Source organism: Paenibacillus sp. FSL H3-0286, assembly GCF_045040705.1.
Taxonomy (GTDB): domain Bacteria; phylum Bacillota; class Bacilli; order Paenibacillales; family Paenibacillaceae; genus Paenibacillus_AQ; species Paenibacillus_AQ odorifer.
On record NZ_CP150285.1, the window covers coordinates 687,703 to 714,434 of the forward strand.

Consider the following 26,732-nt stretch of genomic DNA (forward strand, 5'->3'; position numbering starts at 1 on the left):
AAGGAGGGTGTACCTTTTTTTGTCGTGTGGACCGATTAATGAAATCCTATGGGGTAGTAGAAAAACTTTGAGAAATGAGATGAGGGTATGAACAAGCTTGAGAAGAAGCAATTTTATAATCAGCTTTTAAAATTAGCGGTACCGATATCCCTCCAAAGTCTAGTCATGGCGGTGCTGTATTTAGTAGATCAATTGATGGTAGGGCAGCTTGGGGGTGTAGCAATCGCTTCGGTTGGGATGGCTAGTAAAATCTATAGCGTGATTTCAGTGGTACTGGCGGGTCTTGCTACGGGTCTTGCTATATACGCGGCTCAATATTGGGGGAGTAAAGACCGAAAGAGCATCACACCACTACTGGGATTAAGTCTTGGAATTGGCCTGATCTTGTCGGGTTCATTTACGATATTTGTTTTTTTCAACCCTCGGCTATGTCTGTCTATTTTTACAACGGATAAAGAAGTGTTGGAGAATGGGTACATTTTTCTGAAAATCGTTGCCCTCAGTTATATTCCAACGATGTTGACGATGCTCTATTCGGCGGTTCTACGAAGTTCAGGACATGTAAAGTATCCAATGATTGTTAGCATAGCTGCTGTAGGAATGAATATTATTTTAAACTATGCGCTTATTTATGGGCATTGGGAATTTCCAGAGCTTGGACTTGCAGGTGCGGCATATGCAACGTTAATCTCACGTATAGTCGAAAGTGCCTTGATTGTCGGAGCCGTATATCGTGGAAAGCTGCCGGGTGCCGGAGGTATTAAGGAACTCAGTTCGTTTTCGAAAGCGCTGTGCATACCTTTTTTAAGAACGATAGCGCCTATTGTTTTAACGGAATTGGTTTGGGTCTTAGGGGAGGCTTGTTATTCCGTAATATATAGCCGTATGGGCACAGCGGAGATGACCGCTATGACAGTGACCTTTCCGCTGCAGGGGTTGACGATTGGGCTTCTGGCAGGGCTTTCTGGTGCAGCTGGCATTATGGTCGGACATAAGCTGGGAGAGAATAATAATGCAGGTGCTTTTCAGTATGCTCGTTTTTTTGTTCGAATAGGAGTAGGGATTTCATTGCTGCTTGGTGTTCTTATTGCTGTTCTTGCCCCGCTCTACGTCTCAGCCTTTAACTTAACAGTGGAAGAGCGCCGAATGGTCACTTCCGTTATCTGCTTTTTTGCTCTTTTTTTATGGATAAAGGTGGGCAATATGATGATTGCGGGAGGGATCCTGCAGAGTGGTGGCGATAGTAAATTCGTCTTTATTATGGAAGCCTCCACAACTTGGTTGCTTGGGGTGCCTCTAGGGCTACTGTTGTCATGGGGATGGAAACAGCCTCTTCCCTGGGTATACTTCTTTCTGTCCCTGGAAGAGGCTGTTCGATTGGTTATAGGTTACGTGCGTTTTCGCCGTGGTAAATGGTTGAAGCAACTGACCCATCAGGGGACAGAGGCGGATTGTAGTGCTTAACTAGTTACTTGCCATCGCCGGCTGGTTGCCATTGTAGGTTTTGGCTAGTTGAACATTTCCTAAGAAAGCAGAGACTCGCCGCAAATACTCACGCGGGTGCTCACGGAACAGCAATTCATGATGGCTGCCCTCTACGACCCAGGAATCTGAGAACGGATTGCTTTGGTTCGCGGCCAGCTTTTCGGCAATAGGATAAGGAGCTTTATCATCTTCGGTTCCATGCATGAGTAGAATAGGGAAAGGATAATCTTCGGATTTGACCTTCGCATAAGGAATTTGATTCAGCCCCGTACCGTTCAGAACTGGGAACAGCATTTCCATAATCGCCAGGGAAGGCTGGCGGGGCAGATCAATATTTTGCTTAATATTATGATACAGCGTATCTGGCTCTAACAAAAAGGTGCTGTCCAGAATCATCGCGTCAATGTCCTCTGATACTAATCCTGTTTGCAGTGCTGTGCCAGCTCCCATGGAGAAGCCCCATACCACTAACTCCTCAGCTCCACGTTCCTTAGCAAAATCAATAGCGCCTAGAAGCTGCTGGGACTCTTTTTTACCTCCGGTTGCAATATCCTTGTTGCCTTGGGCAGCAAAACCGTAATCAAACATCACGACATTGAAATTAAGACTGTGTGCATAGTGAGCGAGATCGTACATAGGTACCCAAGATTCTTCCCGGTTGGCGCCATAGCCATGGCTGAACACGATAGTTTTGGTAGCCCCTTCGGAGGGAATATACCAGCCGCTCATCATCCGACTTCCATCTTTAGCTGGAAACGTCACATCCTCGTATGCGAGACCTTTGGCCTGCATGGGATTGGAATACAGAGGTGCGACCGTTGGATTAGATAATACCCAGGCGATATAGCCATGAAGTGAGACAAAGCAGAAGGCTAAGAAGAAAAAAATAGATAATAGCAGTGCAACGATAATATGCTTCACACGAATCATCCGCAGCGATAGCCGGGACGAACTGCCTTGTTTAGGTAGTTTAGGTCGACGGGAGACGGTTGTGCCGGTTTGGCGAGTTGCCAGATCCATATGGTCCCCTCCTAAGAATGATGTGAGTACTAGTGCCTAGAAGAATTTGTAAAAATGATTCTAAAGCATCAGTAGATAATTTAATATGTTAATCGTATGAAAAAGCCCTTACAAAGTCAATGAATTAGACGCTTTTGTAATGTAACTGTAAAGTGCGGCCCAACCTTTTCCGGCACATTTTTGGCACAACTCCGGCGGAGTGAATATACTGGACTTTCCATAGAGTTTTGCACTAAGATAGAGTTAGTTATAATGTAACCGAGTTTCATTTGATGAAACACGAGGGGGAGATTGTCATGGAGGACCGAAAGCTTACAGTGCGTGCGGTAGAACGTGCGCTTGATATATTGCTTTGTTTTACGCAGGACAGAGATTTAGGGTTGACGGAGATCGCTTCAAAGATTGATTTACATAAAAGTACCGTCCATCGGCTGCTGGCAACCTTGGAGGAAAAGGGCTTCCTCATTCGTAATCCGGCCACTGAGAAATACAGCTTGGGTATACGAATTTGGGAATTGTCTACGCATTTGCCTGCTTTTGATGAGTCGGCCGCGGTATTATTGCCGTCAATGGAACGGCTGCGGGATCGGTTAGGGGAGACCGTTAGTTTATACTTACGCGACGGCATAGAACGTGTGCGGATTCAGGCGGTTCAGAGCCAGCAGGCCATCCGGCGAGTGGCGCAGATCGGTGCGAGATTGCCTTTATCTGTGGGCGCATCAAGTAAAGTGCTGGCAGCCTATGCTCCTCCAGAGGTGCTGAAAGAATTGCTGGAGAGTTCGGGATGGCCGGACTACGTTGAGAAGGATGTCTATCAAGAGCAGCTTAATGACATTATCCGGCTCGGATATGCCACTAGTTTCGAGGAACGCGAGCCCGGCGCGGCCGCGGTGGCGGTGCCTGTTACGGGCCGCGGTGGAAATGTGATCGCGGCGTTATCACTGTCCGGCCCAGTTAGTCGCCTATCCCGAGATACGCTAGTGGAATATGCCGCGGTACTGAAGGAAGCGGCTAGTGAAATGGGCATGATGATTCCTTAATTCGCTGGCTGAGACATACCTTGTTAAACAGCAAAGCAGCGATCTCTCCGTTACTGGAGGATCGCTGCTTTGCTGTTTTGGGGAGGGCTTAGTCGATTGTGGGTAAGTGGCAGGAAACGATGGGCAACTGATGGATAATTGCTGGTTGACTGATGAGTGACTGATGGGTGACTGATGAGTGACTGATGGATAATTGATGGGTAACTGATGGGTAATCAACAGCTAACTGACGGCTAGCTAATGGCTAGCTAATGGCTAACGGCTCCCTACCTTGCGTTGGTTTGGTGAGCTTCAGTGAATATACGTTTCTTTGGAAGCCTCAGTAACTCGTAATGCTGAGTCTAGAGAGTTAGAACCCCGAGTCTAGATAGGCAGAGGGACGGAGGGGCGGGAGGATGGAAGGACGGGAGGGTAGAGAATCCACCGCGAACCTACGAGCCAACGATCCTACGAGCCAACGAACCCACGAACCTACGAACCCACGAACCCACGAACCCACGAACCCACGAACCTACGAGCCAACAAGCCAACGAACCCGCGAGCCAACGAACCTACGAGCCAACGAACCTACGAACCTACGAACCTACGAACTAATGAACTTACGAACCAATGAACTCACAAATCCGCGAACCCGCGAACCCGCGAACCCACGAACCCACGAACCCACGAACCCACGAGCCAATGAACTCACGAGCCAGTGAACTCACGAACCTACGAGCCAACGAACTTACGAGCCAACGAACCCACGAGCCAACGAACCCACGAGCCAATGAACTCACAAATCCATGAACCAGCGAACCCGCGAACCCGCGAACCCACGAACCCACGAACCCACGAACCCACGAACCCACGAACCCACGTATCTCATAACTCGTACACAAGTAATCTCGGGTTGTTATTTAGATATTCCCTGAGGCTTCCGGACTCAGAAGACGCTATTTGCCCATTTAAAGCCTTTTTGGCAGAGTTTCGGACCCCAGTGCAGCTATTCGGAAAAAATGGGCTCCTGTAGCGTGTTTTTCATGTCAATAGCGACTATGGAGTCCGATCGCACGCCATAAGTCGGATAATAGAGTGTATAGGGTCATCTGAGTCCGATAGCGCGGAATCCTAAGCGTCCCCTGAGGCTTCCGGACTCAGAAGACGCTATTTGCCCATTTAAAGCCTTTTGGGCAGAGTTTCGGACTCCAGTGCAGCTATTAAGCAAAAATGGGCTCATTCAGCGTGTTTTTCATGCCAATAGCGACTATGGAGTCCGATCGCACGCCAAAAGTCGGATAATAGAGCGTATAGGGTCATCTGAGTCCGATAGCGCGGAATCCTAAGTGTCCCCTGAGACGTGCGGACTCAGGGGACACTATTTGCGAATTGACAGCCATTTTGTCGTAGCTTCGGACCCCAATGCAGCTATTCGACCAAAACGGGAATCTTTAGTATGTTTTTTATGCCAATAGCGACTATGGAGTCCGATCGCACGCCAAAAGTTGGATAATAGAGCGTATAGGGTCATCTGAGTCCGATAGCGCGGAATCCTAGGGTTCCCTGAGGCGTTCGGACTCAAGGGACGCTATTTGCGAATTTAAAGCCATTTTGTCGTAGTTTCGGACTCCAGTGCAGCTATTAAGCAAAAATGGGCTCATTCAGCGTGTTTTTTATGCCAATAGCGACTATGGAGTCCGATCGCACGCCAAAATTCGTAAATTTGTTCATTTAGAGTCATCTGAGTCCGATCGCGCGCCAAAAGTCGGATAATCGAGCGAATAGAGTCATCTGAGTCCGATAGCATGGAATCCTAGGCGTCCCCTGAGGCGCGCGGAATCCTAAATGTCCCCTGAGCCTCACGCAGCAATGGTGAAGATCCCAAAGACAACAGACAGTGGCACCCCACCCGCCACAAATTGGCTGCTGGAACCACCCCATGAAAAAGGGACTGCTCACAGCCACTCATGGCCGTGAAACAGTCCCTTTTTAAGTTACTTTAAATCTATTCTACCGACACCGCGGAAGAGTCTGTAGCATCTGCCAGCATCTGGCGAAGAACAGTCTGCAGGATACCGCCATTGCGATAGTAATCAATATCGACTGTGCTGTCGAGTCTTGCAATGACAGGGAAATCGAATTGTGTGCCGTCTTCACGGGTAGCCGTGACAGTTAGCTCTTGACTTGGTGCCACGTTGTTATCGAGACCAGTAATGTTGAAGGTCTCGCGTCCGGTCAGTCCCAAGCTGCTCCAGCCGTGGCCTTCTTGGAATTGAAGTGGGAGTACACCCATACCGACCAGATTGCTGCGGTGAATCCGCTCAAAGCTCTCAGCGATAACTGCTTTAACGCCAAGCAGAAGCGTACCCTTAGCCGCCCAGTCACGTGAGCTTCCTGTTCCATACTCCTTACCAGCGATGACGATCAGATTTTGTCCAGCATCCTGATAGAGCATGGAAGCATCATAGATGGACATAACCTCGTCGCTTGGCAAGAAGGTAGTAACGCCGCCTTCTGTACCAGGAGCTACTGCGTTACGAATCCGAATGTTAGCGAACGTACCGCGCATCATGACTTCGTGGTTTCCGCGGCGTGAGCCGTAGGAGTTGAAGTCTGCACGTTCTACACCATGATCGCGCAAATATTCGCCAGCAGGACCAGAGGTAGAGATATTACCCGCTGGTGAGATATGGTCGGTTGTCACGGAATCAGCAAGCAGCGCTAGAACGCGTGCATCTTTGATATCCTTAATGTCTCCCAGACCGTCTGCCAGATGTTCGAAGAATGGCGGATTCTGGATGTACGTGGAATTATCATCCCACTCATACAGCTCGCCTTGCGGAACAGGAATCGAATTCCAACGTTCGTTAGCGGTGAATACATTTTCGTATTTGCTACGGAACATCTCCGGACTAAGGGAGAGACCAATGGCTTCACGAATTTCAGCAGTGGTTGGCCAGATATCTTTCAGGAATACTGGCTCACCTTGCGGATCAAATCCAAGTGGCTCAGTTTGCAAATCGATATTTACTGTACCAGCCAGTGCGTAAGCAACTACGAGCGGTGGTGAAGCCAAGTAGTTTGCTTTTACCTGAGCATGTACGCGGCCTTCAAAGTTCCGGTTACCGGAGATGACTGCGGCTACGGTCATGTCATTGTCAGTAATGGCTTGACTAACTTCTTCAGGCAATGGACCGGAGTTACCGATACAAGTGGCACAGCCATAACCAGCCAAGTAGAAGCCCAATGCTTCGAGTGGTTTCAGCAAGTCTGCTTTTTGCAGGTATTCAGTAACCACCAAGGATCCTGGTGTCAAGCTGCTCTTAACGTAAGCTGGTTTGGTCAGACCACGTTCCACAGCTTTTTTCGCCAAAAGACCTGCTCCAAGCATAACGCTAGGGTTGGAAGTATTCGTACAGCTAGTAATAGCTGCGATTACGACTGCGCCTGTGCTGAGCTTGCTGGTAGTATCATTTTTGTGCTGTACTTCTACGACTTGAGCGATTTTCTCATCGCTGAGACCATAACCGCCTTTGTCTACAGGTGTACGGATAATACCTTCGAAATTTTCCTTCATATGCGTAAGTTCGATCCGGTCTTGTGGACGTTTTGGTCCAGCCAAGCTAGGAACGACAGAAGCTAAGTCAAGCTCAATCACATCGCTGAACTCAGGGTCTGGCGTATCCGAGGTACGGAACATCCCTTGTGCTTTGTAATAAGATTCAACCAACGCCACCAGATCATCCGGACGGCCCGTGCTGCGAAGATAAGCGAGTGTCTCGTCATCTACAGGGAAGAAACCGATAGTTGCTCCGTATTCTGGCGCCATGTTGGCAACAGTTGCCCGGTCAGCCAGACTGATGTTAGCAAGGCCAGGTCCGTAGAATTCGACGAATTTGCCGACTACACCCTTTTTACGCAACATTTCAGTTACTGTCAGTGCCAAATCCGTTGCTGTAGCTCCTTCGATAAGGCTGCCTGTAAGCTTGAAGCCCACTACATCAGGTGTAACAAAATAGAGCGGTTGTCCAAGCATTCCTGCTTCAGCCTCAATACCGCCTACACCCCAGCCCACAACACCCAGACCATTGATCATCGTGGTATGGGAATCCGTTCCTACAAGGGAATCTGGATAAACGACAGTTTCACCATCGATAGTTTTAGTAGTGGCAACGGAAGCTAAATACTCTAGATTTACCTGGTGCACGATACCTGTTGCTGGTGGAACTGCACGGAAGTTGTTAAAAGCTGTCTGTGCCCAACGAAGGAAACGGTAACGCTCCTCGTTGCGTTCGAACTCAACGTTCATATTGTATTCCAAGGCGTCTGCTGTACCGAAAGCATCAACCATGACAGAGTGGTCAATTACAAGGTCAACCGGGACAAGCGGATTGATCTGTTTAGGATCTCCTCCGGCTTTTTTTACAGTATCACGCATAGCTGCGAGATCCACGACTACCGGAACTCCGGTGAAATCCTGAAGCACGATACGAGCAGGGATAAATGGAATTTCTTTATTACGGTCAATGTCACCTGACCAATCGGCCAGTTGTTTCACATGTTCTTCAGTAATTGCCCGTCCGTCAAACTGACGTACAGCAGCCTCTAGTAGGACTTTGATCGAAAAAGGCAGGGAAGAAATAGAGCCCAATCCTTGTTCCTCAAGGGACTTCAGATCATAATAGCGATAAGATTTGCCGCCTGATTCCAGGGTCCGAGCCAATGAAAAATGATCCTTGCTTGGCATATATGCGCCTCCTTGTTTCGTCTAATGAAACCCAATTTCAAATTGCTTCTAGCTTAATTATAACGGTTACAAAGTGGGGAGTAAAGTTTTTTTTCCTACATCTAAAGCCCGAATTATGCCTGAGAAAATGCCAAGCTACCCTTCCATTGTTACATTGTATCGTTTCGGGATATTCTTTTTACCTCAAAAAGAGCCATTTAAAGGAGATAATACGAAAGAATTCACCGGAATCCTTGGTTTTACTTAATTATTAGGCGAAATACACACTGAATTTCTCTTCCTCAGTCATTAGGTGATAGGGTCCTCGTTGTCGATGTTGGATTGAGATGTCGGACTTGGGGTTAGAGTTTTTGCCTGAAACATCCTTAACTATTCAACCGATCTGTATAGCGGCCTGTTTCCTTTCATATACATAGAACAGCAGTTAAAAGGGAAAGAAGGGGCGCGAGTATAATGGAACAACAGTGGAAGCAAAGTCTTTATGTATATGTTGATCAAGTGAATAAGGCCAGGGTGGAGCCTAAGTCATCATCGCATACCGTTTCCGTATCCGTTAAGGATCCGCGTTTTCTGGTAGAACAAGGGGAGCGTTCAAGACGTCTTGCGGAGTGGTATAAAGAACGTGGGATAACTCCTTTGCGCGGAGAGACAGGGGTTAAGACTTTGCGGACCGTCCGGCAGACTCCGACTGAGGTAGTAGCAGAGGTTACACTGCATAGTGCGCTTTATTATGAAAAAGGCGGTGTTAACCACCGCGAGGATATTATCGAGCTGGAGCGGCTGACCTTTGTACGGGACGGTGGGGGCTGGGAGATTGCTGGTGTGGAACGAAGTGTCCCTGAAAGAAATACGGTTCATCGGGCAGAGGTAGAGCTATCGGGCAGACTATCCAAATGGGGAGAGGCTTTGCCGGCACCGCTGCCATCACAGCCCCTGCTAAACCGGAATGTCCTCGGAGAAATTGCAGGTTCAAGAGAGGTTCGTTATAACCGTGAAGAAGCTGTGGCGTATGCCGACCGCTGGTGGAAAGACGGCAATCCGGAGTTCGAAACCTTCGAGGTGGATTGCACAAATTATGTCTCCCAATGTCTCTTTGCAGGGGGAGCACCTATCAACTATACTGGTAAAAGAGAAACGGGCTGGTGGTACAAAGGTTACCAAGGCAAACAAGAATGGTGGAGCTATAGCTGGGCTGTATCAGACAGTCTGCAACGCTATTTGAGCGGAAGTCGGAGCAGTGGCTTGCGTGCGGAAGTCATGGAGCGGCCGGAGCAATTGATGCTGGGCGATATCATTCAATATGACTGGGATGGCAACGGGCAGTATCAGCACAGCACAATCGTCACAGCTTTTGATGCAGGAGGCATGCCGCTTGTGAATGCACGTACCGTTAGCAGCCGTCATCGGTATTGGGATTATCGTGATTCCTACGCATGGACTGATCAAACGAAATACCGTTTTTTTCATATTAACGACTACTTATAGTACAGAAAGAGGTTAAGGGAATGGGGAACGCAAAACTAACCGTAGGGCTGGTGTACGGGGGCAAATCAGGAGAACATGAGGTATCGCTACAGACGGCTTTTGCCGTGATGAACTCATTTGATTATGATAAATATGAGATTATACCTTTTTACATTTCAAAACAGGGATTGTGGAAGGTTGGAGAGAAGTTATCAGCGCCTTACAGCCAAGTGGAGCAGCTCAAGCTTGCAGAAGCGACCGAAGATATGGGCACAGCCCTGAACGTGGTATTTAGTGGATTATCCGGTGCTGACCAAACAGTGGACGTAATGTTCCCGCTGCTGCACGGCACGTATGGTGAGGACGGAACGATTCAAGGGTTGTTCGAAATGGCGAATATTCCTTACATCGGTGCTGGTGTTCTTGCCTCTTCGGCAGGTATGGATAAGGTGGTCATGAAGAAGCTGTTCGCTGATGCCGGTCTGGATCAATGCGAGTTTTGTTATTTCAACATCAGCGCTTGGAAAAGAAAACGTCATGAGTTGATTGTTGGTGTAGAGGATAAACTGGGGTATCCGGTATTCGTGAAGCCTGCCAATCTAGGCTCAAGTGTAGGTATTTCTAAGGCTGCCGATAAGGATAGTCTTGTAAAAGCCATTGATTTTGCTTTCCGCTATGATACCAAAGTTATTATTGAGGAGTTTGTGGATGCGCGTGAGGTAGAGGTTGGCGTGCTTGGAAATGATGAACCAGAAGCCTCTGTTCCGGGTGAAATCGTTTCTTCTGGTGAATATTATGATTACGCAGCCAAATATACGGACGGCAAATCGCAAATGATGATTCCTGCACCAGTGGATTCTGAAGTGGCCGATCGTTTGCGGGAGTCCGCGATAGTTGCTTTTCGAGCGATTGAGGGCAGTGGAATTACCCGGGCAGACTTCTTCTTGCGAAAATCGGATGGTAAAATTCTAATTAACGAAGTGAACACGATGCCTGGTTTCACTCCTTACAGCATGTATCCGCTATTGTGGCGTGAGACGGGTGTATCTTATAGAGCTCTGTTAGACCGAATGATTGAGTTAGCCTTGGAGCGCTATAATTTTAAACAAGGCCTTAAGTACGACAACGAGTAATAGAAGCTATAGCGGGAATATCCCGACTGGAAGGAGAGAAGAAACATGGGTTTTCAAACAGAATTCAACTCCGTCTGCAAATTCAAGAGTGAACAAGAGCTGTACGAGCTGCTGGAATATGGGCGCACCAAAATGGTGAAGCAAGGCTTTCGTGTGTATCCGACGGGCCAAAAGGTTATTGCTTACACCCCTGAGAACGTAGCTGTAGCCATTGTCAAAATTTCAGCCTCGATTGCAGAGATTAATTTTCAAGGGCATGAGGTTACCGCGGTCGAGATGGAGCTTGTGCGTAAGCTGAATGAAGAAGAGTCCAGAGTGCAGACAGCTTTGGCTGAGGAAATGTTTTTTGGAGCACAGGGATGATTGTCCGCTTCGGATATGTAGCGATGTCCACCGTTATCAAAGACTGCTCCCCATCTAAGACAATGACGATGGCCTCTTTTAAGAAGCTGGATGACCGTGAAGCGGCACTTCGGCGTTTGGAGAACATCGCTAGAATGAATCTGCATAATACGCTGCGGTTGATGAAGCATAATGTGGCTTCGGAGATCATGGTGTACCGTCTCACTTCCAAAATCATTCCTCTGGCGACGCATCCGGATTTGCAGGACTGGAATCCGTTTGCGGCGCTCGCCGAGGAATTTGCGGAAGTGGGCCAATATGTGAAAAAGCACGGGCTGCGTGTTTCTTTTCATCCAGATCACTTTACAGTACTTAGTACACCCCGTCCGGAGGTGCTGATAAACTCCGTACGGGATTTGCAGTACCATGTGGACATGCTGGTTGCTATGGGGCTTCCTGCCATGGCGAAGAACAATATCCATATTGGCGGAGCTTATGGGGACAAGCCTGTAGCGGCGAAGCGATTCGAGGAGCATTTCCGCGCGCTGCCGGCAGCGCTGCAGGAGCGTATAACGCTGGAGAATGACGATAAGACATTTACAGCTCCGGAGACACTGGCAGTCAGTCAGAGCGTAGGATTACCGATGGTGCTGGATATTCACCACCAATGGGTGAATAATGAAGGAGAGCTCCCTTGGGAGCTGTGGCCTGACATTTTGCAGACATGGCGAAGCGAGCTAGCACAGAAGGACGTTCCTTCTGGAGAGCTTTTGCCGCCTAAGATTCATGTATCCAGTCCGCGCAGCCCGTCTGATCCGCGCAGCCATGCGGATGGCGTGGAACCTGCGCCTTTGCTGGCTTTTCTGAAACGTATTGCCGCAGATACGCCTGCTGTCGATGTTATGATTGAGGCGAAACTAAAAGATGGCGCGTTATTTGGATTGATGGAGGCTATGAAGGAGCTGGCTGAGGCCGGTAACGGAATTTCCTTATTAAATGGGGCAAGCGTGAATATTGAACCTTAAACAATGAAAATAAGGAGATAGGTCCCGAATACGGGTCCTATCATGACTTGATATGTAACTTGAAATAGGGTACGTTGAATGAAACTTTAATCGCTTATCGTCTTTATATGGACCTGGGGCATTTATGCTCGCAGGTGAGAATTGGGTCCTCTTTTGGCGGAACTTTGGGAACTTGGGGAACGTTTTGACGTATTGCACGGTATTGTGAATAGGATTGCTTTAGAATTAAAGCCATTGGCGATTATGTTCAAGAAAGTGGAGTGAAGATATGAGTCCTTTAAATCCAGAGGGTAAGAATGAACGTGAACCCTATGTAGTAACAAGCAAGGGACATACGGCGGTGGCCATTAATGCGGCTGCCAAAGCAGGAGAATGGATAAAGAGCAGACAGGGTCTCGTGAAGGAGCTGAATACAAAAACTTCAGCACAAGATCTGGTTACGGAAGTTGATAAAGGCGTTGAGCAAATGATTCGCAGGCTGATCCTGACACATTTTCCCGACCATGCCATTCTCGGGGAAGAAGGGGTTTCCCCGGGAGCAGCAGCGGCTACCGCTGCATTGGAAGAAGCTCGTGAGCATGAATATTTGTGGATTGTAGATCCTGTAGATGGTACGACTAATTTCGTACACGGATTTCCTTTTTACTGTGTCTCCATAGCATTGGTGATTCGCGGTGAACTAACTGTAGGCGTTATTTATGATCCGACTCGTGATGAAATGTTCGTCGCTGAAAAAGGAAAGGGAGCTTACATGCACGGTGTTCCTACCTCGGTCTCTACGGAGACTGATTTTGGGGACAGCCTGATTGCTATGGGCTTTCCGCCGGATCGTGAGTTTGCACAACCTGTGAATATGGCAGGACTGCAAAGTATTCTTCCGCAGATTCGTGGTATTCGTGCCGGAGGCGCGGCTGCTCTACATTTAGCTTATGTGGCGGCAGGCCGTGTAGATGGCTATTGGGAAGTGGGCTTAAGCCCTTGGGACTGTGCAGCAGGAGTACTGCTTGTACTTGAATCAGGAGGCAAGATTACGGATACCCTAGGACGTTCATATGATATTGGTACACGCCATGTAGTAGCAAGTAATGGCCACATTCACGAATATTTGGTTTCGTCACTGAAGAATGCTGAAGCAACAGGATATAAGCTTTAGGGAGGACGATACAGCATGAGTGAGAAGGATGATTTGGAACGCAAGCTGAGCGAAATGTTGGTAGATGGTGAGATGGAACAAGGCGATCGTACGGCTAAGGAAATCCGGGAAATCTCACCTAAATATGAAATTCGTATTCAGACTACGCTCGATCCTATTGTGGAAGAAACATTACGTTATCGTAAGATTGGATATGAGCTGGATGACCGTTATGATAAATATCTGGAGCGTGCAGGGCAGAAGTTAGAGTCAGATGAAGATTCAGACCAATAATAGCCAGTGATTTGCGAGGGCGGTTTCCTGAATATAGGAGGCCGCTCTTTTGCGTTGCTATCCTGGGATGGTAGAATGGAATTAGAACAATTTGGGAGGGATACGATGCTAGGCAATTGGAAAAAAATTTGGGCAGCTGGCATAAGCAGCCTGCTTTTGTTATCTGCGCTGATTAGCGTAGGAGCAGGCACGGCAAATGCGGCTGACACGACTGCAATACAAGACTCTGGGCAAGATGTCTTTCGCATCGTAGCTCTAGGTGATTCCATTACTGCTGGCTACGAGCCAGGAATGACGGACGTGAATACTAAGCCATACGGCTATGCGGAGAGATTGCTTGAGCAGGGCTGGTATCATGGCAGAAGTGAACTTACTAATTATGGTATTCTAGGGCTGACTACGGCCGGATTACGTAATTACACAGGAGCGATCAAGGATGGTTCAGTGATTACTGCTGAAGGAGTTCAGGCAGGTCTCCCAGATCCACGAATAGAGCAGTTCGTGAAGCTAACTCCGCAGATCGCAGCAGAGCTTAAGGAAGCTGATCTGATTACCATTACGATTGGTGGGAATGATGTAAGCAGTCTGTTCTTGCAGTTCAAGGAGCTGACGGATGCGGATTTCCAAACACAGCTGGACCAGCGGCTAGCGGATTATCAAACAAATGTGAAGGCAGTGCTGGAGAATATTCGTGCGGTAAGTCCGCAAACGACGATTATACTGGCCGATCAATATCAGCCTGCCCCTAAGGTTGCGCTTGGTCAAATGTACAACAGATTAATGACGGCAGCGGGCAAATTTACGGAAGCAGCGGATAGTGTAGCTGCAAGCGTGAACCAAGAGGGAGCGAAGGTGCTTGTAGCTCATGTTGCGGCTAAGTTTGCCGGGGTAGAAGGCTCGCTGACACATATTATTGGAGCAGGGCAAACTGATTTTCACCCGACGCAGCTTGGATACGAGACTATTGCTAAGGTCTTTGCGGAGTTACAATGGGGAGAGTATCGCGTTCCTACTGTAGCTACAATGGCTACTGCATCGGTACCGATGTCGATTGTAGTGAAGGGCGTGGAGTTGAATACACCCAATAAGCCTATCCTTAAAAATGGGCAGAACTTTTTGGCGCTAAAAGATATTCTAAATGCCGTGGGCGCAAGCGGGAAGTGGGATAACAAAACCTCCAGCGCTACCATCGTGTATGGTGGAAGAACCGTTGTGATCACCATTGGCTCGAAATTTATTAAGGTGAATGGAGAGAACGTGGCTATTGATACTCCAGCTTTTCTGCAAAAGGTAGGCAAGGAGGACAAAACCTACTTACCCCTTGCCGCTTTGGCGACAGGACTTGGATTCGATGTTAATTACAGCAGCAAACTGCGAACTGCTTTCATAAATCCATAAAGCTGCATACTATACATCATAAGAAATTAAATTAAGCCCGTAAGGAAAAGGTGGATGGAATATTGTCTAGTTCAAAATATAATGCTGAATATATCATCACCATGGATGATATAGTGCGGGAGGGTCATCCCGTACTTCGTACCGTAGCACAACCAGTGGAGCTTCCATTACAGGCGGAAGATCGTGAGGCTTTGCAATGTATGCTTCAATTTCTGAAGAACAGTCAGGACCCGGAGATTTCCGAAGAATATAAGCTGCGCTCTGGCGTAGGTCTGTCGGCGAATCAAATCGGACTGGAGAAGCGTATGTTCGCGATGTATCTTACAGACGAGAGAGGGCGGGCTGTAGAGCATGCTTGGGTTAACCCTAAGATCATAAGCCACTCCTTGTCTATGGTGTACTTACCAGAAAGCGAGGGCTGTCTGTCCGTTGATCGTCCCGTGCATGGCTTTGTACCTCGGTATGAAACCGTGAAGGTGAAGGGTTATGATCTGGAGGGCAAGGAGGTTGTCCTTAAATTTAAGGGCTACCAAGCTATCATCATCCAGCATGAAATAGACCATCTCGATGGGATTATGTTCTATGACCGAATTAACAAGGAGAATCCGTTTAAGCTGCCTCAGGGCGTGGAGATCCGGAACTTATATGAGTAGGAGAGTAACTCTGAATTAAAAAGCGGGCGACCTTACAGCGTAAAGCTGATGGTCGCTTTTTTTTTTACCTATCGGCAAGATTATGATATTTCAAATATTTTACAAATCAATCGAAAGGATGTACCCTTACAATTAATGGATTTAAATTAGTAATAAGAGGAGGGCGTTAAATGAACTGGAGCAGAATGCCAATTAGAGGATTCGCCAACGAATATAATGATGAGGTTAAAAAGATTGATGAGCAGATTTTGAGTCTGATTCAGGAACGTAAAGCTATAACAGGCAAGAAACGATTATCCCCTGATAGTAAGCTACTTGAGGAATGGGCAACTAGATTCGAGATGAATACTACTCAGATTGTGCAGCATTTGCACCTTATGAATGAAACTGTACCCAGAAGACAATATTGGGAAGAGCCTGGTTTATTGCTGGGAGTGCTTCCGATTGTGAAGCGGACGGTCGTTGAAGAATGCGAGTATATACTTACGCATGCTATGCAGTATGAAGCCTTCAGCATAGTTACTGTGGAAATCAAATATTTAAAAGAAGCTGTAGGACATATTCATCTTCGAACGGCTTTAACGCTTGAAGTGGCGGGTGAGAATGAATATGAAGTGCAGCCGCATGGTGGTCATGGAGGTGGAGCGCATACACAAATGCAATTCTTGGTCGCCCCCACGCTGCCGGAGCATCTGGAGGGTGTAGAGTTTTCACTGGTACCTGGGAGCGAGCAAATGTTAAGACCGTTAATGACTGAGATTACGTTGGACAAGCAGGTGGATTTTACATGAGAGCAGTAGAATATTTGGACTTCCAAACGCTGTTAGCGGATGAAATCCATAGATAAAGGTGGTCACTATCGCTCACACTCTTACAAAACGATTCTTTCTTTAACCCCTAGAACTATATACGGTGTGTATTTGAGCTTTTTGCGGTGTGAGCTACAGAGCCATTAGGGAAAAACTCCCTGAAAATAACCTATATTCTCTGTAAATGAACAGAATTAGGGATTTTCTCCCTAAAAAACGGGGTAAGTTCCTTGTTTTCCACTAAATTAGCTAAATTATAGGGAGGATTTCCCTGATTATCTATTCAAGCTCCCTAACCCTTGTACTAAACTCCGGGAATGTCTGGCGATACCTGTTACGTACCCTAGAGAAATTGACGCTTGAGATAAGCTGGCTTAAGCTTGCCACAAGCTACAGAGGCAGGCCGTGGATGAGTAAAAATGCAGAGCAGCGATCCTCCAATATAGGAGAATCGCTGCTCTTTTAACATTTGCGGTTTATGGGACTGGGACAGCTCCTTAATCTATTCAGCTTTTTTTAGCTTATGAAGCACTGCCGTTTCAAAACAATCTTATTTCTCAGCCGCCATAGCGCGGAAGGATTCTTCAGCTGCGACAAGTGTAGCATCAATATCTGCATCAGTATGTGCTGTGGTCAGGAACCAAGCTTCGTATTTCGAAGGGGCAAGGTTAATGCCACGGTTCAGCATATGCCGGAAGAAGCTGGCGAACAATTCGCCGTCTGTATCCTGAGCCTCGTCATAATTCGTAACCGGATGATTACAGAAATGAGTGGAAAACGAACCACGGATGCGGTTGATTGTCAGTGGAATGCCATGACGGTCTGCAGATGCTTGAAGTCCATCGGCGAGGCGGATTGCAAGCCGATCCATTTCTTCGTATACACCCTCTGCACTCAGAACCTCTAAACAAGCAATCCCTGCAGAGATAGACGCAGGATTGCCCGCCATTGTGCCGGCTTGATATGCCGGTCCAAGTGGAGCTACCTGTTCCATAACATGCTTGCGGCCGCCGTAAGCGCCGATAGGCAGGCCGCCACCGATGATTTTGCCAAGTGCAGTAAGGTCAGGAGTAATGTCCTCATGATTCTCTAGCCCTGCATAGGTTTGTGTAGAACCATAATGGAAGCGGAAGGCAGTAATGACTTCGTCATAAATAACAAGGGAGCCATTATCGTGAGCCAGCTTGCAAAGTCCTTCGAGGAAACCAGGCTTAGGCATCACCATGCCGAAATTCCCCACAATCGGTTCAACCATAACAGCAGCGACATCTTCGCCCCATTTCTCCAGCGCCTCTTTTAGGCTATCCAGATCATTAAAAGGAACGGTGATTACTTCCTGGGCGATACTACTTGGAACACCGGCACTGTCTGGAATGCCAAGTGTAGAAGGTCCGGATCCTGCTGCTACGAGCACCAGATCGGAGTGGCCGTGGTAACAGCCGGCGAATTTTACGATTTTACTGCGTTTTGTATAGGCACGGGCTACACGAATCGTTGTCATAACCGCTTCGGTTCCGGAATTGACGAAACGTACTTTATCCATAGATGGAATGGCTTCTTTTAGCATTTTAGCAAGTTTAATTTCGAGCTGGGTTGGGGTTCCGTAAAGAACACCATTTTCTGCTGCTGTCGTAATTGCTTTGGTAATATGAGGGTGGGCATGGCCGGTAATGATCGGTCCATAGGCTTGGAGATAATCGATATATTCATTGCCGTCTTCATCCCAGAAGTGAGATCCACTGGCGCGTTTCATAAATACAGGTGCTCCGCCGCCAACGGCTTTGAAGGAGCGGGAAGGGCTATTTACACCCCCAACGATATGCTGGAGGGCTTCGTGATAAAGTTGTTCAGATGTGGAACGATTCATAATGTGATCATCCTTTCGATTGTTGGTGCTCAAGGGAACGGGCGAACAACGGTGTTTTCCGTTGTCCGCCCGTATTATACCAAGTCACAGCTTTGTGTACATGTGAACTTTGCTTGTCAGGCCCTTAATTGGTCCCGGCAGAACTGCTATTGGAGGTGTTCTCCGATGTAGGGGTTGGTGTTGGCTCAGGACCATTTATGGTATCCTGTATAAATTCTTTTAGCTTCTTTTCGCTACGAATTCCGATAACCTGTGATCCGTCACTTGTAGTCTCCTCAGTGAGCAGATCCATTGGCGGAATTTGCTCACTGCCACCCATACTGCTATTATACCCTACGCTTGCCAGCTTCCACATATCATTAACTGACATATTGGTTTCAATATAAGGCGTAACCTGCGACAGGATATTTGGCAGCTTGACAATGGAGGTGGTGCTGATCAACTTATCAGCCACAGCCTTGAGAAAACCGCGTTGGCGCTCGGTTCGAGTGAAATCGGAGGTAGCGTCATGCCGAAAGCGAACATATTGTAACGCCATGTTGCCGTCAAGATGCTGATATCCTTTTTTTAGATCAATATCATATTCCGGACCGTCTGCAACGGTTTTGTAGACCATATCTTTTTCAACTTCATAATCCACACCCCCAACGGCATCAACCAGCTTGATGAATCCTTGGAAGTCCGTGTAGACATAATATTGAATTGGGATACCGAGCAGATCGCTGACGGTCTGCATCGCAGTATTAGGTCCATAAATAATCGCTGTATTAATACGTTTCTCGCCATGATCTGGAATCGGAACGTACGTATCTCTCAGTATTGAAAATACACTGATTTTCTTCTTCACAGGGTCAAGAGAAGCGACGAGCATTGTATCTGAACGGGGGATTTCCCCTTTCTTCACACCTCGGGCATCTACACCCATTAATAGGATATTAACAGGCTCTGTACCTTCCCACTTAGGAGGCTCAGGGGTATCGACATCAACGGTCTCTGCATTTTGAAAAGGTGAATCTTCAGTATTCGACATGCTACCAAGCTCATTGTAAATGGTTGTAATGTAGAAAATGGCCCCACCGATAATAAGGAGGAGTATAATGGCCAGCGTCCAAAGCAGCGGTTTCTTTTTTGACTTACCAGTCTTGGCGTGCCTTTTCTTTCTAGGTGGCATTTCTCGTTCTTCCTTTCGCATTCACGTTGACTACATTATAATTTCTTTTGGGGATACGTGCAATTTAGGAATAATTCCCCAATCTTAAGAAGGAGTGGATATATCTTGATCGAAGTAGCTATTGGACAAAAAGTACCCAATTTCACCCTTCCCTCTTCCAATGGGCATGAGGTTAGTTTGAGTGATTTCTTGGGCCGAAAGGTCATCTTATATTTTTACCCTAAAAATATGACACCAGCCTGCACGCAGGAGGCCTGCGAATTTCGTGATGCTTTTGATCAAATCACGGCGGTGGGTGCGGTTGTTCTGGGCATTAGTCCGGACTCTTTGGCATCACACGCTAAATTTACAGAGAAGCATAGTTTGCCCTTTCCACTGCTGTCTGATGAGGATCATAAGGTAAGTGAAATGTTCGGCGTATGGCAGCTCAAGAAACTTTACGGCAAAGAATTTATGGGAATTGTGCGATCTACTTTTCTGATTGATGAGCAGGGGATATTAGTGGAAGAATGGCGGAAGGTACGGGTAAAAGGGCATGTCGCAAACACGATAGCAGGAATAAGCGAATCATAAATTTTACTAATTACTTTTTATAGATGTCAATTACATTTTTAACAGCTTATATAAGGTGTTGTCATGATATAGTTTCCTCATAATTGCTTCAAATTTGGAGCAAGAAGAGGTGGTGGAGTGATAATGCTGCATATTGGGCTTGATATCGGATCAACTACTGCTAAATTAGTTGTCATAGAGCGGGACATCATTGTTTATCAGGACTATGTAAGACATTATAGCGATATTAAAAAAGCGGCCCTCTCTCTTCTGTCTGATGTACGCGACAGATTCCCAGAGAGGGGAGCTAGGCTTACTGTAAGCGGTTCCTCGGGTTTGTCTTTATCCAAATTAGGTGGAGTTCCCTTTATTCAGGAGGTGATAGCCTGCACGAAGGCGATCAGTGCGCTGATTCCGGAATGTGACACGGCGATTGAACTGGGTGGAGAGGACGCTAAGATAATATATCTTCGGGGCGGCATTGAGCAGCGTATGAATACAGCCTGCGCGGGCGGAACGGGAGCGTTCATCGATCAGATGGCAGCGCTGCTGCAGACCGATCCGGCAGGCTTAAATGTTTTGGCGGAGAAGCATGAGCGAATCTATCCTATAGCTTCACGCTGTGGTGTATTTGCCAAAAGCGATGTACAGCCGCTGCTTAATGAAGGAGCGCGCCGGGAGGATGTGGCGGCTTCGATCTTTCAGAGTATCGTTAATCAGACGATTAGCGGTCTTGCTTGTGGACGTCCGATTCGAGGACGGGTGGCTTTTCTTGGCGGCCCGCTGACCTTCCTGCCTGCCTTGCGGCAGCGTTTTGCGGAAACGCTGGAGCTGGCGGAGGAGGATATCCTGTTCCCGGAACGCTCACAGTATTTCGTGGCGATTGGAGCTGCGCTCTCCGAAGCTGATCCAGTCGTATTGCCACTTTCAAGCTGGATCACGCGAATTGCGGCGGTTGATTTTACTGCGGATCGAGCTGCGGATGCTGAATTGCCTCCGCTTTTTGAGAATGCCGCTGAGCTTGCAGAATTTCGGCTTCGTCACGGCAAAGCCTCTGCAGCGAGATCAGATTTAGCCTTATATCGTGGACCTTGTTATCTAGGAATTGATGCCGGCTCAACCACAACTAAACTCGTGTTAACCGGTTCGGCTGACGAAATTCTCTATACCTTTTATGGCAGCAACAAAGGCAACCCGCTGCATTCGGTCAACGATGCACTGAAGGAGATCTACCGGGTTCTGCCTGAAGGCTGCCATATCGCAGGATCATATGTGACAGGGTACGGTGAGGGGTTAATCAAGGCCGCTCTGCGGACAGATGGCGGAGAAGTAGAGACTGTTGCACACTACAAGGCAGCTTCCAAGTTCATGCCAGAAGTAGATTTCATACTGGATATCGGTGGGCAGGACATGAAGTGCATCAAAATCCGTGGCGGTGCTATCGACAGCCTTATGCTCAATGAAGCTTGTTCAGCCGGTTGTGGCTCTTTTCTGGAGAGCTTTGCCTCTGCCCTCGGACTTGGGATCGAGGAATTTGCCAAAACTGCACTCGAAGCGACTCAGCCTGTTAATTTGGGCTCGCGCTGCACGGTGTTCATGAACTCTAAGGTCAAGCAGGTTCAGAAGGAGGGCGCATCATTAGCGGATTTATCGGCGGGTCTTGCCTACTCTGTGATCAAGAATGCTCTGCAAAAGGTAATTAAAATCCGCAATCCGGAGGACTTAGGGCGAAATATCATCGTTCAGGGCGGTACCTTCTATAATGAAGCTGTATTGCGCGCCTTTGAGTCCTTGACGGGGCGAACGGTGGTTAGACCGGATATAGCTGGCGTTATGGGAGCTTACGGCTGTGCACTGATTGCGCGTGAGCAAGCAGGGGTTAACGGATCCAGTACGCTGCTTGGAGCAGAGGAGCTTGCCAGCTTTAAATATGAGGTCTCCTCAGGCCGCTGTGGCCGCTGTGGGAATAACTGTGCGCTGACGATCAGTCGTTTTCCGGATAAGAGCTTTTATGTGACCGGCAATCGCTGCGAACGCGGCGCAGGAGTCAAAAAAGAGAAAAATGTCCTGCCGAATCTGATGCAGTATAAATATGAACGGTTTTTTGAGTACGAGAGTTTACCGGAAACAGGGGCATGGCGGGGGACCGTCGGGATTCCGCGTACCATGAATATGTTTGAGAATTACCCGTTCTGGCACACTTTTTTCACCAAACTGGGCTATCGGGTGATTCTCTCCCCTAAATCAAGCAAGAAGCTTTTCGAAAGCGGCATGGATACGATTCCTTCAGAATCGATATGTTATCCTGCGAAAATGGCCCATGGACATGTGCAAAGCCTGATCGGTAAAGGTGTCGATTTTATTTTTTATCCAGCGGTGGTGTATGAGAAAAAAGAAGATGAAGCTGCGGATAACCACTTCAATTGTCCAGTAGTCGCCTCTTATCCCGAAGTCATTCGCAACAATATGGATGGGTTAAAGGACAATGGAATCAAGCTTGTCAGTCCATTCCTGACCTTCGATGATATTTCTGCGCTGACCAAAGGGCTGGTGAAGACATTTACCAGCATTCCGCGAGAAGAGATTGCGTCCGCGGTGCAAGCGGGACTTACAGAGGCTGATAACGCCAAAGGTGATGTGCGTACCAAAGGGGAAGAGACCCTTGTGTACCTAGCTGATACTGGAACCAAAGGAATCCTGCTCTGTGGGCACCCTTATCATGCCGATCCTGAGATTAATCACGGGATAGCGGATATGATAACCGGGATGGGACTCGCCGTGCTGACAGAAGATTCTGTCTGCCATCTGGACCACAGCGAAGGGGATGTGGCTGTTGTTAATCAGTGGACCTACCATGCCCGGATGTACCGTGCAGCCCGCCTTGCTGCAGTCCGCTCGGATCTGGAGCTTGTTCAATTGACTTCCTTCGGCTGTGGGATCGATGCGATCACTTGTGATGCCGTACAGGATATTATGGAAAGACATAACAAGGTATATACATTGATCAAAATCGATGAGATCAGCAATCTTGGTGCAGCGCGTATTCGGCTTCGTTCATTGCTGGCGGCAATGCGTGAGCGTGAAAAAGGTAAGGTAGTGCCGCAAAAGCCGCCAAAAGTGCAGGCTAATGTGTTATTTACAAAGGAAATGAAAGAGACCTATACCATCCTTGCCCCACAGATGTCGCCTATTCATTTTGAATTGTTTGAGCAGGTGTTTCGCGATGCCGGATACCGTCTGAAGATACTTGAGACTACTGGACCTGAAGAGACAGAAGAAGGTCTGAGATACGTTAATAATGATGCGTGTTATCCGGCAATTGTGACGATTGGCCAGATTCTGTCGGCGCTGAAAAGTGGGGAATACGATCCGGATCGTACTGCTGTGATTATGTCACAGACGGGTGGCGGCTGCCGGGCTACGAATTATATTTCTTTGCTGCGCAAAGCCTTAAAGGATTCAGACCTTGAACAAATTCCGGTGATTTCACTCAATGCTTCGGGGATGGAGAATCAGCCGGGTTTCCGTATCAGTCTTAAGCTGGCGAATCGGTTGATAGCTGCCGCTTGTTACGGTGATCTTATGATGCGGATGTTAAATCACTTTAGGCCGCATGAGGTTGTTCCAGGAAGTGCTGAAATTCTATTCCGCAAAGGGATGGAGCGTTGCAAGGCAAGCTTATCCAACTTTTCATTCCGAGAATACAAACGCCTGATTCGTGAGATTGTTGCAGAGTTCTGCAAGCTGCCCGTTACAGGTGTTACTAAACCAAGAGTAGGCATTGTCGGTGAGATCCTGATCAAATTCCATCCGGATGCCAATAACCGCATTATAGAGATGATCGAGGCAGAGGGCGGGGAAGCGGTAATGCCGGATTTCCTGGATTTCATTTTCTATTGTGTATATAATCCGATCTACAAAGCTGAGCAATTCGGCAAAAGCAAACGGCTCGGCTATATCAATCCCATGCTGATCTCTTATCTGGAAATTTACCGTAAGCCGATTAAGGTTGCCCTTGAGGATGCGGGGCTGGCTAAAGGACGGGAGAATATTTATGGTCTTGCCGAGAAGGCCAGCCGACTGGTGTCCGTAGGGAATCAGATGGGTGAGGGCTGGTTTTTAACCGCAGAAATGATGGATTTGTTGGATAATGGTGTGAACAACATCGCCTGTATTCAACCGTTCGCGTGCCTGCCCAACCATATCACCGGGCGTGGGATGATTAAAGGTCTTAAGGAATTATATCCGGGTGCAAATATCGTGGCGATTGACTATGATGCTGGAGTTAGCGTAGTCAACCAAGCGAATCGGATTAAGCTGATGATGTCAATTGCCAGCAGCCAGGAAGAGACTAAGCCATCTAATTTAAAACTGCAGGATAAGCCTCAGCAGCAGACTTTACCTGAAAGTTCATACAGCTTAACCTGAGCATTGTTCAGACGAAAAAGCGGGCCAAGGATCTACCTTGGTTCGCTTTTTTTATGCTTTGTGCACTTATGTATGATTTTCATGTTTTTCCTGCAATATAAAATTACCTTTCAGAAAGTTACAGCAAAATATTGACCGAAATTTAGTTAAGGTGTAAAATAGTACGCATGCGAACTATTAGATGGTCTAACTAATTAATTCTTTGGAGGTAAAGATTTGGAAGATAAGGAGCAGCAATTAGATGATATTTTCTCCTCTTTTCGCCGGATTAGCCATGCATTCCAGCAGCTGCTGTGGAAGGATGCCGAAGAGCTGGCCATCACACCAACACAGTTGATGGTTCTCCGCAAAATATCCGCAAATCCCGATATTGGCATTACAGATCTTGCCGAGCTATTACATTTGGGGAACAGTGCAGCGAGCGGTGTAGTGGACCGGATGGTGAAAGCCGATTTGATCACAAGACAGCGCTCTGAGGTAGATCGGCGTATATACAACTTGGCGATTACTGAAAAGGGCAGAGAAATCAGGGAAAGAAGTAAGCAATCGCTCAGAAGACACTTACTTCCACTATCCAATATACCTGCCGAGGATGCAGGCGAATTACTTAGGATTCATACGGAAATCATTCAGATCTTAGAGCAGGGGAGAGACAAACAGAATTTATGAGTACAATTACAGGTAACGCTGCAGCGGCAACTAAGGGAATACGTAGAGGACCGATTATTGCAGCGCTCTTAATAGGTGCATTTGTCGCACTTTTGAACCAAACACTTCTTAATGTGGCATTGCCGAGCATAATGGACGATCTAAAAATCGCAACGAATACGGCACAGTGGCTAACAACGGGATTTATGCTCGTGAACGGTGTGCTGATACCGATTAGTGCGTTTCTGGTGGAAAAGTTTACGACCCGCCAGCTATTCATCACCGCGATGTCACTTTTTTCGTTAGGTACACTTGTCTGTGGAATCGGAACAGGCTTTGAAATGATCATGGTCGGCAGAGTCATTCAGGCGGTTGGCGCAGGGATTTTGATGCCGTTAATGAATATTGTGTTTCTTCGCATCTTCCCAATTGAAGAGCGGGGAAAAGCGATGGGGCTAATGGCGGTAGCCATGATTTTTGCTCCAGCTGTAGGTCCAACGTTGTCAGGGTGGGTAGTTCAGAACTATTCTTGGCGCGTATTGTTCTTTATCGTTCTTCCGCTGGCTATTCTTTCTACCTTGCTAGGTATGAAAACAATGCAAAATGTAGGGCAAACAACTTCTCCGAAGCTGGATAAAACGGGTGTTATCCTGTCTACCATTGGTTTTGGGGGATTGTTGTACGGCTTCAGTGATGCTGGAACCGATGGTTGGGGAAGTGCAACAGTCATTACCTGCCTCATTGTGGGTGTGATTGCACTGGCTTTATTCGTATGGAGAGAGCTTAAGGCTGAGACACCACTGCTTGAGTTCCGGATTTTCAGATACAATATGTATTCACTCACGACATTAATCAATATCATCATTACGATGGCTTTATATTCGGGTATGATTTTGCTGCCGATTTATTTGCAGACGATCCGTGGCTTTACGCCAATGGAGTCCGGTCTTATGCTGTTGCCGGGAGCCATTCTAATGGGAATTATGTCTCCAATTACGGGGATTATATTTGATAAAATCGGGGCAAGATGGCTGTCTGTGGTAGGCCTGATTATTACAGTAATTACGACCTGGCAATTCAGCCAGCTTACAGACAGTACGACGTATACGCATATGATTATTACTTACACGGTTCGGATGTTAGGCATGTCGATGTTATCGATGCCGATTGTAACGGCTGGACTTAACCAGCTTCCACAGCGTTTAAGCTCGCATGGTACAGCAATGTCGAATACGTTGCGGACGGTCGGAGGCGCGCTGGGAATGGCGTTGTTCGTCAGTCTAATGACCAATAAGACGAAGAGCACAATCACTGATACGCTTATGAGCGGAACGGTTTCGTTAAACGATAAAGCAGCGATGCTTAAGCTTACGCAAGAGGCTACAATTAGCGGGGTTACGCATGCCTTTAACATTGCTACCTGGATCACTGTAGTTGCTTTGGTATTGGCTTTCTTTATTAAAAAGACTTCACCGCAGCCAGACTTCCTGAAGACGGAAGAAGTGCAGCCACAGCAGGACAATCAATAAAAAAACTGGGTTAACA

At 47.4% G+C, this 26,732-nt stretch carries 20 protein-coding genes; 15 read left to right on the plus strand and 5 right to left on the minus strand.

Translation table 11 applies throughout. From position 1 onward, the window contains the following. Window positions 1-87: 87 nt before the first annotated feature. Window positions 88-1,464, plus strand: coding sequence for an MATE family efflux transporter (locus MHB37_RS03030; RefSeq protein WP_405168912.1), 1,377 nt, complete (start codon window positions 88-90; stop codon window positions 1,462-1,464). Here MHB37_RS03030 and MHB37_RS03035 read toward each other — a convergent pair whose 3' ends face one another. After that, window positions 1,465-2,505, minus strand: coding sequence for an alpha/beta hydrolase (locus tag MHB37_RS03035; RefSeq protein WP_139329954.1), 1,041 nt, complete (start codon window positions 2,503-2,505; stop codon window positions 1,465-1,467). It lies immediately after the preceding gene. A gap of 296 nt (window positions 2,506-2,801) precedes the next feature. Between MHB37_RS03035 and MHB37_RS03040 the strand changes: the two genes are divergently transcribed. Continuing rightward, window positions 2,802-3,545 (plus strand): IclR family transcriptional regulator, encoded by a 744-nt coding sequence (locus MHB37_RS03040; protein ID WP_076124389.1) that lies wholly within the window; start codon window positions 2,802-2,804, stop codon window positions 3,543-3,545. A 599-nt stretch (window positions 3,546-4,144) separates the two neighbouring features. Here MHB37_RS03040 and MHB37_RS03045 read toward each other — a convergent pair. Then, on the minus strand, window positions 4,145-4,396 hold the full coding sequence (locus MHB37_RS03045) for a hypothetical protein (protein ID WP_405168913.1): 252 nt from the start codon (window positions 4,394-4,396) through the stop codon (window positions 4,145-4,147). A 1,133-nt stretch (window positions 4,397-5,529) separates the two neighbouring features. Next, complete coding sequence (gene acnA, locus MHB37_RS03050) at window positions 5,530-8,271, minus strand: aconitate hydratase AcnA (RefSeq protein WP_038568617.1); 2,742 nt, start codon at window positions 8,269-8,271, stop codon at window positions 5,530-5,532. Between the two features lie 453 nt (window positions 8,272-8,724). On the opposite strand from acnA, the gene MHB37_RS03055 reads away from it, so the two are divergent. The 9 genes from MHB37_RS03055 to MHB37_RS03095 all read left to right on the plus strand — a co-directional run bounded on the left by MHB37_RS03055 (window position 8,725) and on the right by MHB37_RS03095 (window position 16,503). Continuing rightward, window positions 8,725-9,756 carry an amidase domain-containing protein gene (locus MHB37_RS03055; protein WP_080742388.1) on the plus strand — a complete coding sequence of 344 codons (1,032 nt, stop codon included), beginning with the start codon at window positions 8,725-8,727 and terminating at the stop codon, window positions 9,754-9,756. A 20-nt stretch (window positions 9,757-9,776) separates the two neighbouring features. Next, entirely contained in the window at window positions 9,777-10,868 is a 1,092-nt protein-coding gene (locus tag MHB37_RS03060; protein ID WP_076130522.1) for a D-alanine--D-alanine ligase, read from the plus strand. Between the two features lie 45 nt (window positions 10,869-10,913). Beyond that, complete coding sequence (locus MHB37_RS03065) at window positions 10,914-11,231, plus strand: hypothetical protein (protein ID WP_036679853.1); 318 nt, start codon at window positions 10,914-10,916, stop codon at window positions 11,229-11,231. After that, complete coding sequence (gene uvsE / locus MHB37_RS03070; protein WP_405168914.1) at window positions 11,228-12,235, plus strand: UV DNA damage repair endonuclease UvsE; 1,008 nt, start codon at window positions 11,228-11,230, stop codon at window positions 12,233-12,235. Before MHB37_RS03065 ends, uvsE begins: the two co-directional genes overlap by 4 nt. 268 nt (window positions 12,236-12,503) lie before the next feature. Then, window positions 12,504-13,388: an inositol monophosphatase family protein gene (locus MHB37_RS03075; protein ID WP_036679857.1), complete on the plus strand. Its 885-nt coding sequence runs from the start codon at window positions 12,504-12,506 to the stop codon at window positions 13,386-13,388. Window positions 13,389-13,403: 15 nt separating this feature from the next. Further along, the gene (locus MHB37_RS03080; RefSeq protein ID WP_076303431.1) at window positions 13,404-13,661 is read left to right on the plus strand and encodes a hypothetical protein; all 258 of its coding nucleotides are present in this window, start codon (window positions 13,404-13,406) and stop codon (window positions 13,659-13,661) included. A 105-nt stretch (window positions 13,662-13,766) separates the two neighbouring features. Further along, the gene (locus MHB37_RS03085) at window positions 13,767-15,059 is read left to right on the plus strand and encodes a stalk domain-containing protein (RefSeq protein ID WP_280753250.1); all 1,293 of its coding nucleotides are present in this window, start codon (window positions 13,767-13,769) and stop codon (window positions 15,057-15,059) included. A 101-nt stretch (window positions 15,060-15,160) separates the two neighbouring features. Then, window positions 15,161-15,712 (plus strand): peptide deformylase, encoded by a 552-nt coding sequence (gene def / locus MHB37_RS03090; protein WP_036679906.1) that lies wholly within the window; start codon window positions 15,161-15,163, stop codon window positions 15,710-15,712. A gap of 170 nt (window positions 15,713-15,882) precedes the next feature. Continuing rightward, a complete protein-coding gene (locus MHB37_RS03095; RefSeq protein WP_076220196.1) occupies window positions 15,883-16,503 on the plus strand; it encodes a hypothetical protein in 621 nt (206 codons plus the stop codon). Between the two features lie 568 nt (window positions 16,504-17,071). Here MHB37_RS03095 and MHB37_RS03100 read toward each other — a convergent pair. Both MHB37_RS03100 and MHB37_RS03105 read right to left on the minus strand, forming a co-directional pair. Next, the gene (locus MHB37_RS03100; protein WP_339189422.1) at window positions 17,072-18,388 is read right to left on the minus strand and encodes a glutamate-1-semialdehyde 2,1-aminomutase; all 1,317 of its coding nucleotides are present in this window, start codon (window positions 18,386-18,388) and stop codon (window positions 17,072-17,074) included. A gap of 124 nt (window positions 18,389-18,512) precedes the next feature. Next, window positions 18,513-19,559 carry an LCP family protein gene (locus MHB37_RS03105; RefSeq protein WP_076303429.1) on the minus strand — a complete coding sequence of 349 codons (1,047 nt, stop codon included), beginning with the start codon at window positions 19,557-19,559 and terminating at the stop codon, window positions 18,513-18,515. A gap of 105 nt (window positions 19,560-19,664) precedes the next feature. Here MHB37_RS03105 and bcp point away from each other — a divergent pair, with 105 nt between their 5' ends. The 4 genes from bcp to MHB37_RS03125 all read left to right on the plus strand — a co-directional run bounded on the left by bcp (window position 19,665) and on the right by MHB37_RS03125 (window position 26,716). Next, window positions 19,665-20,132 (plus strand): thioredoxin-dependent thiol peroxidase, encoded by a 468-nt coding sequence (gene bcp / locus MHB37_RS03110; protein ID WP_076186308.1) that lies wholly within the window; start codon window positions 19,665-19,667, stop codon window positions 20,130-20,132. 123 nt (window positions 20,133-20,255) lie between these two features. Then, a complete protein-coding gene (locus MHB37_RS03115) occupies window positions 20,256-24,539 on the plus strand; it encodes an acyl-CoA dehydratase activase-related protein (RefSeq protein ID WP_405169578.1) in 4,284 nt (1,427 codons plus the stop codon). Window positions 24,540-24,755: 216 nt separating this feature from the next. Continuing rightward, entirely contained in the window at window positions 24,756-25,208 is a 453-nt protein-coding gene (locus MHB37_RS03120; protein ID WP_340977540.1) for a MarR family transcriptional regulator, read from the plus strand. Next, complete coding sequence (locus tag MHB37_RS03125) at window positions 25,205-26,716, plus strand: DHA2 family efflux MFS transporter permease subunit (RefSeq protein WP_076106051.1); 1,512 nt, start codon at window positions 25,205-25,207, stop codon at window positions 26,714-26,716. Before MHB37_RS03120 ends, MHB37_RS03125 begins: the two co-directional genes overlap by 4 nt. Window positions 26,717-26,732: the final 16 nt, after the last annotated feature.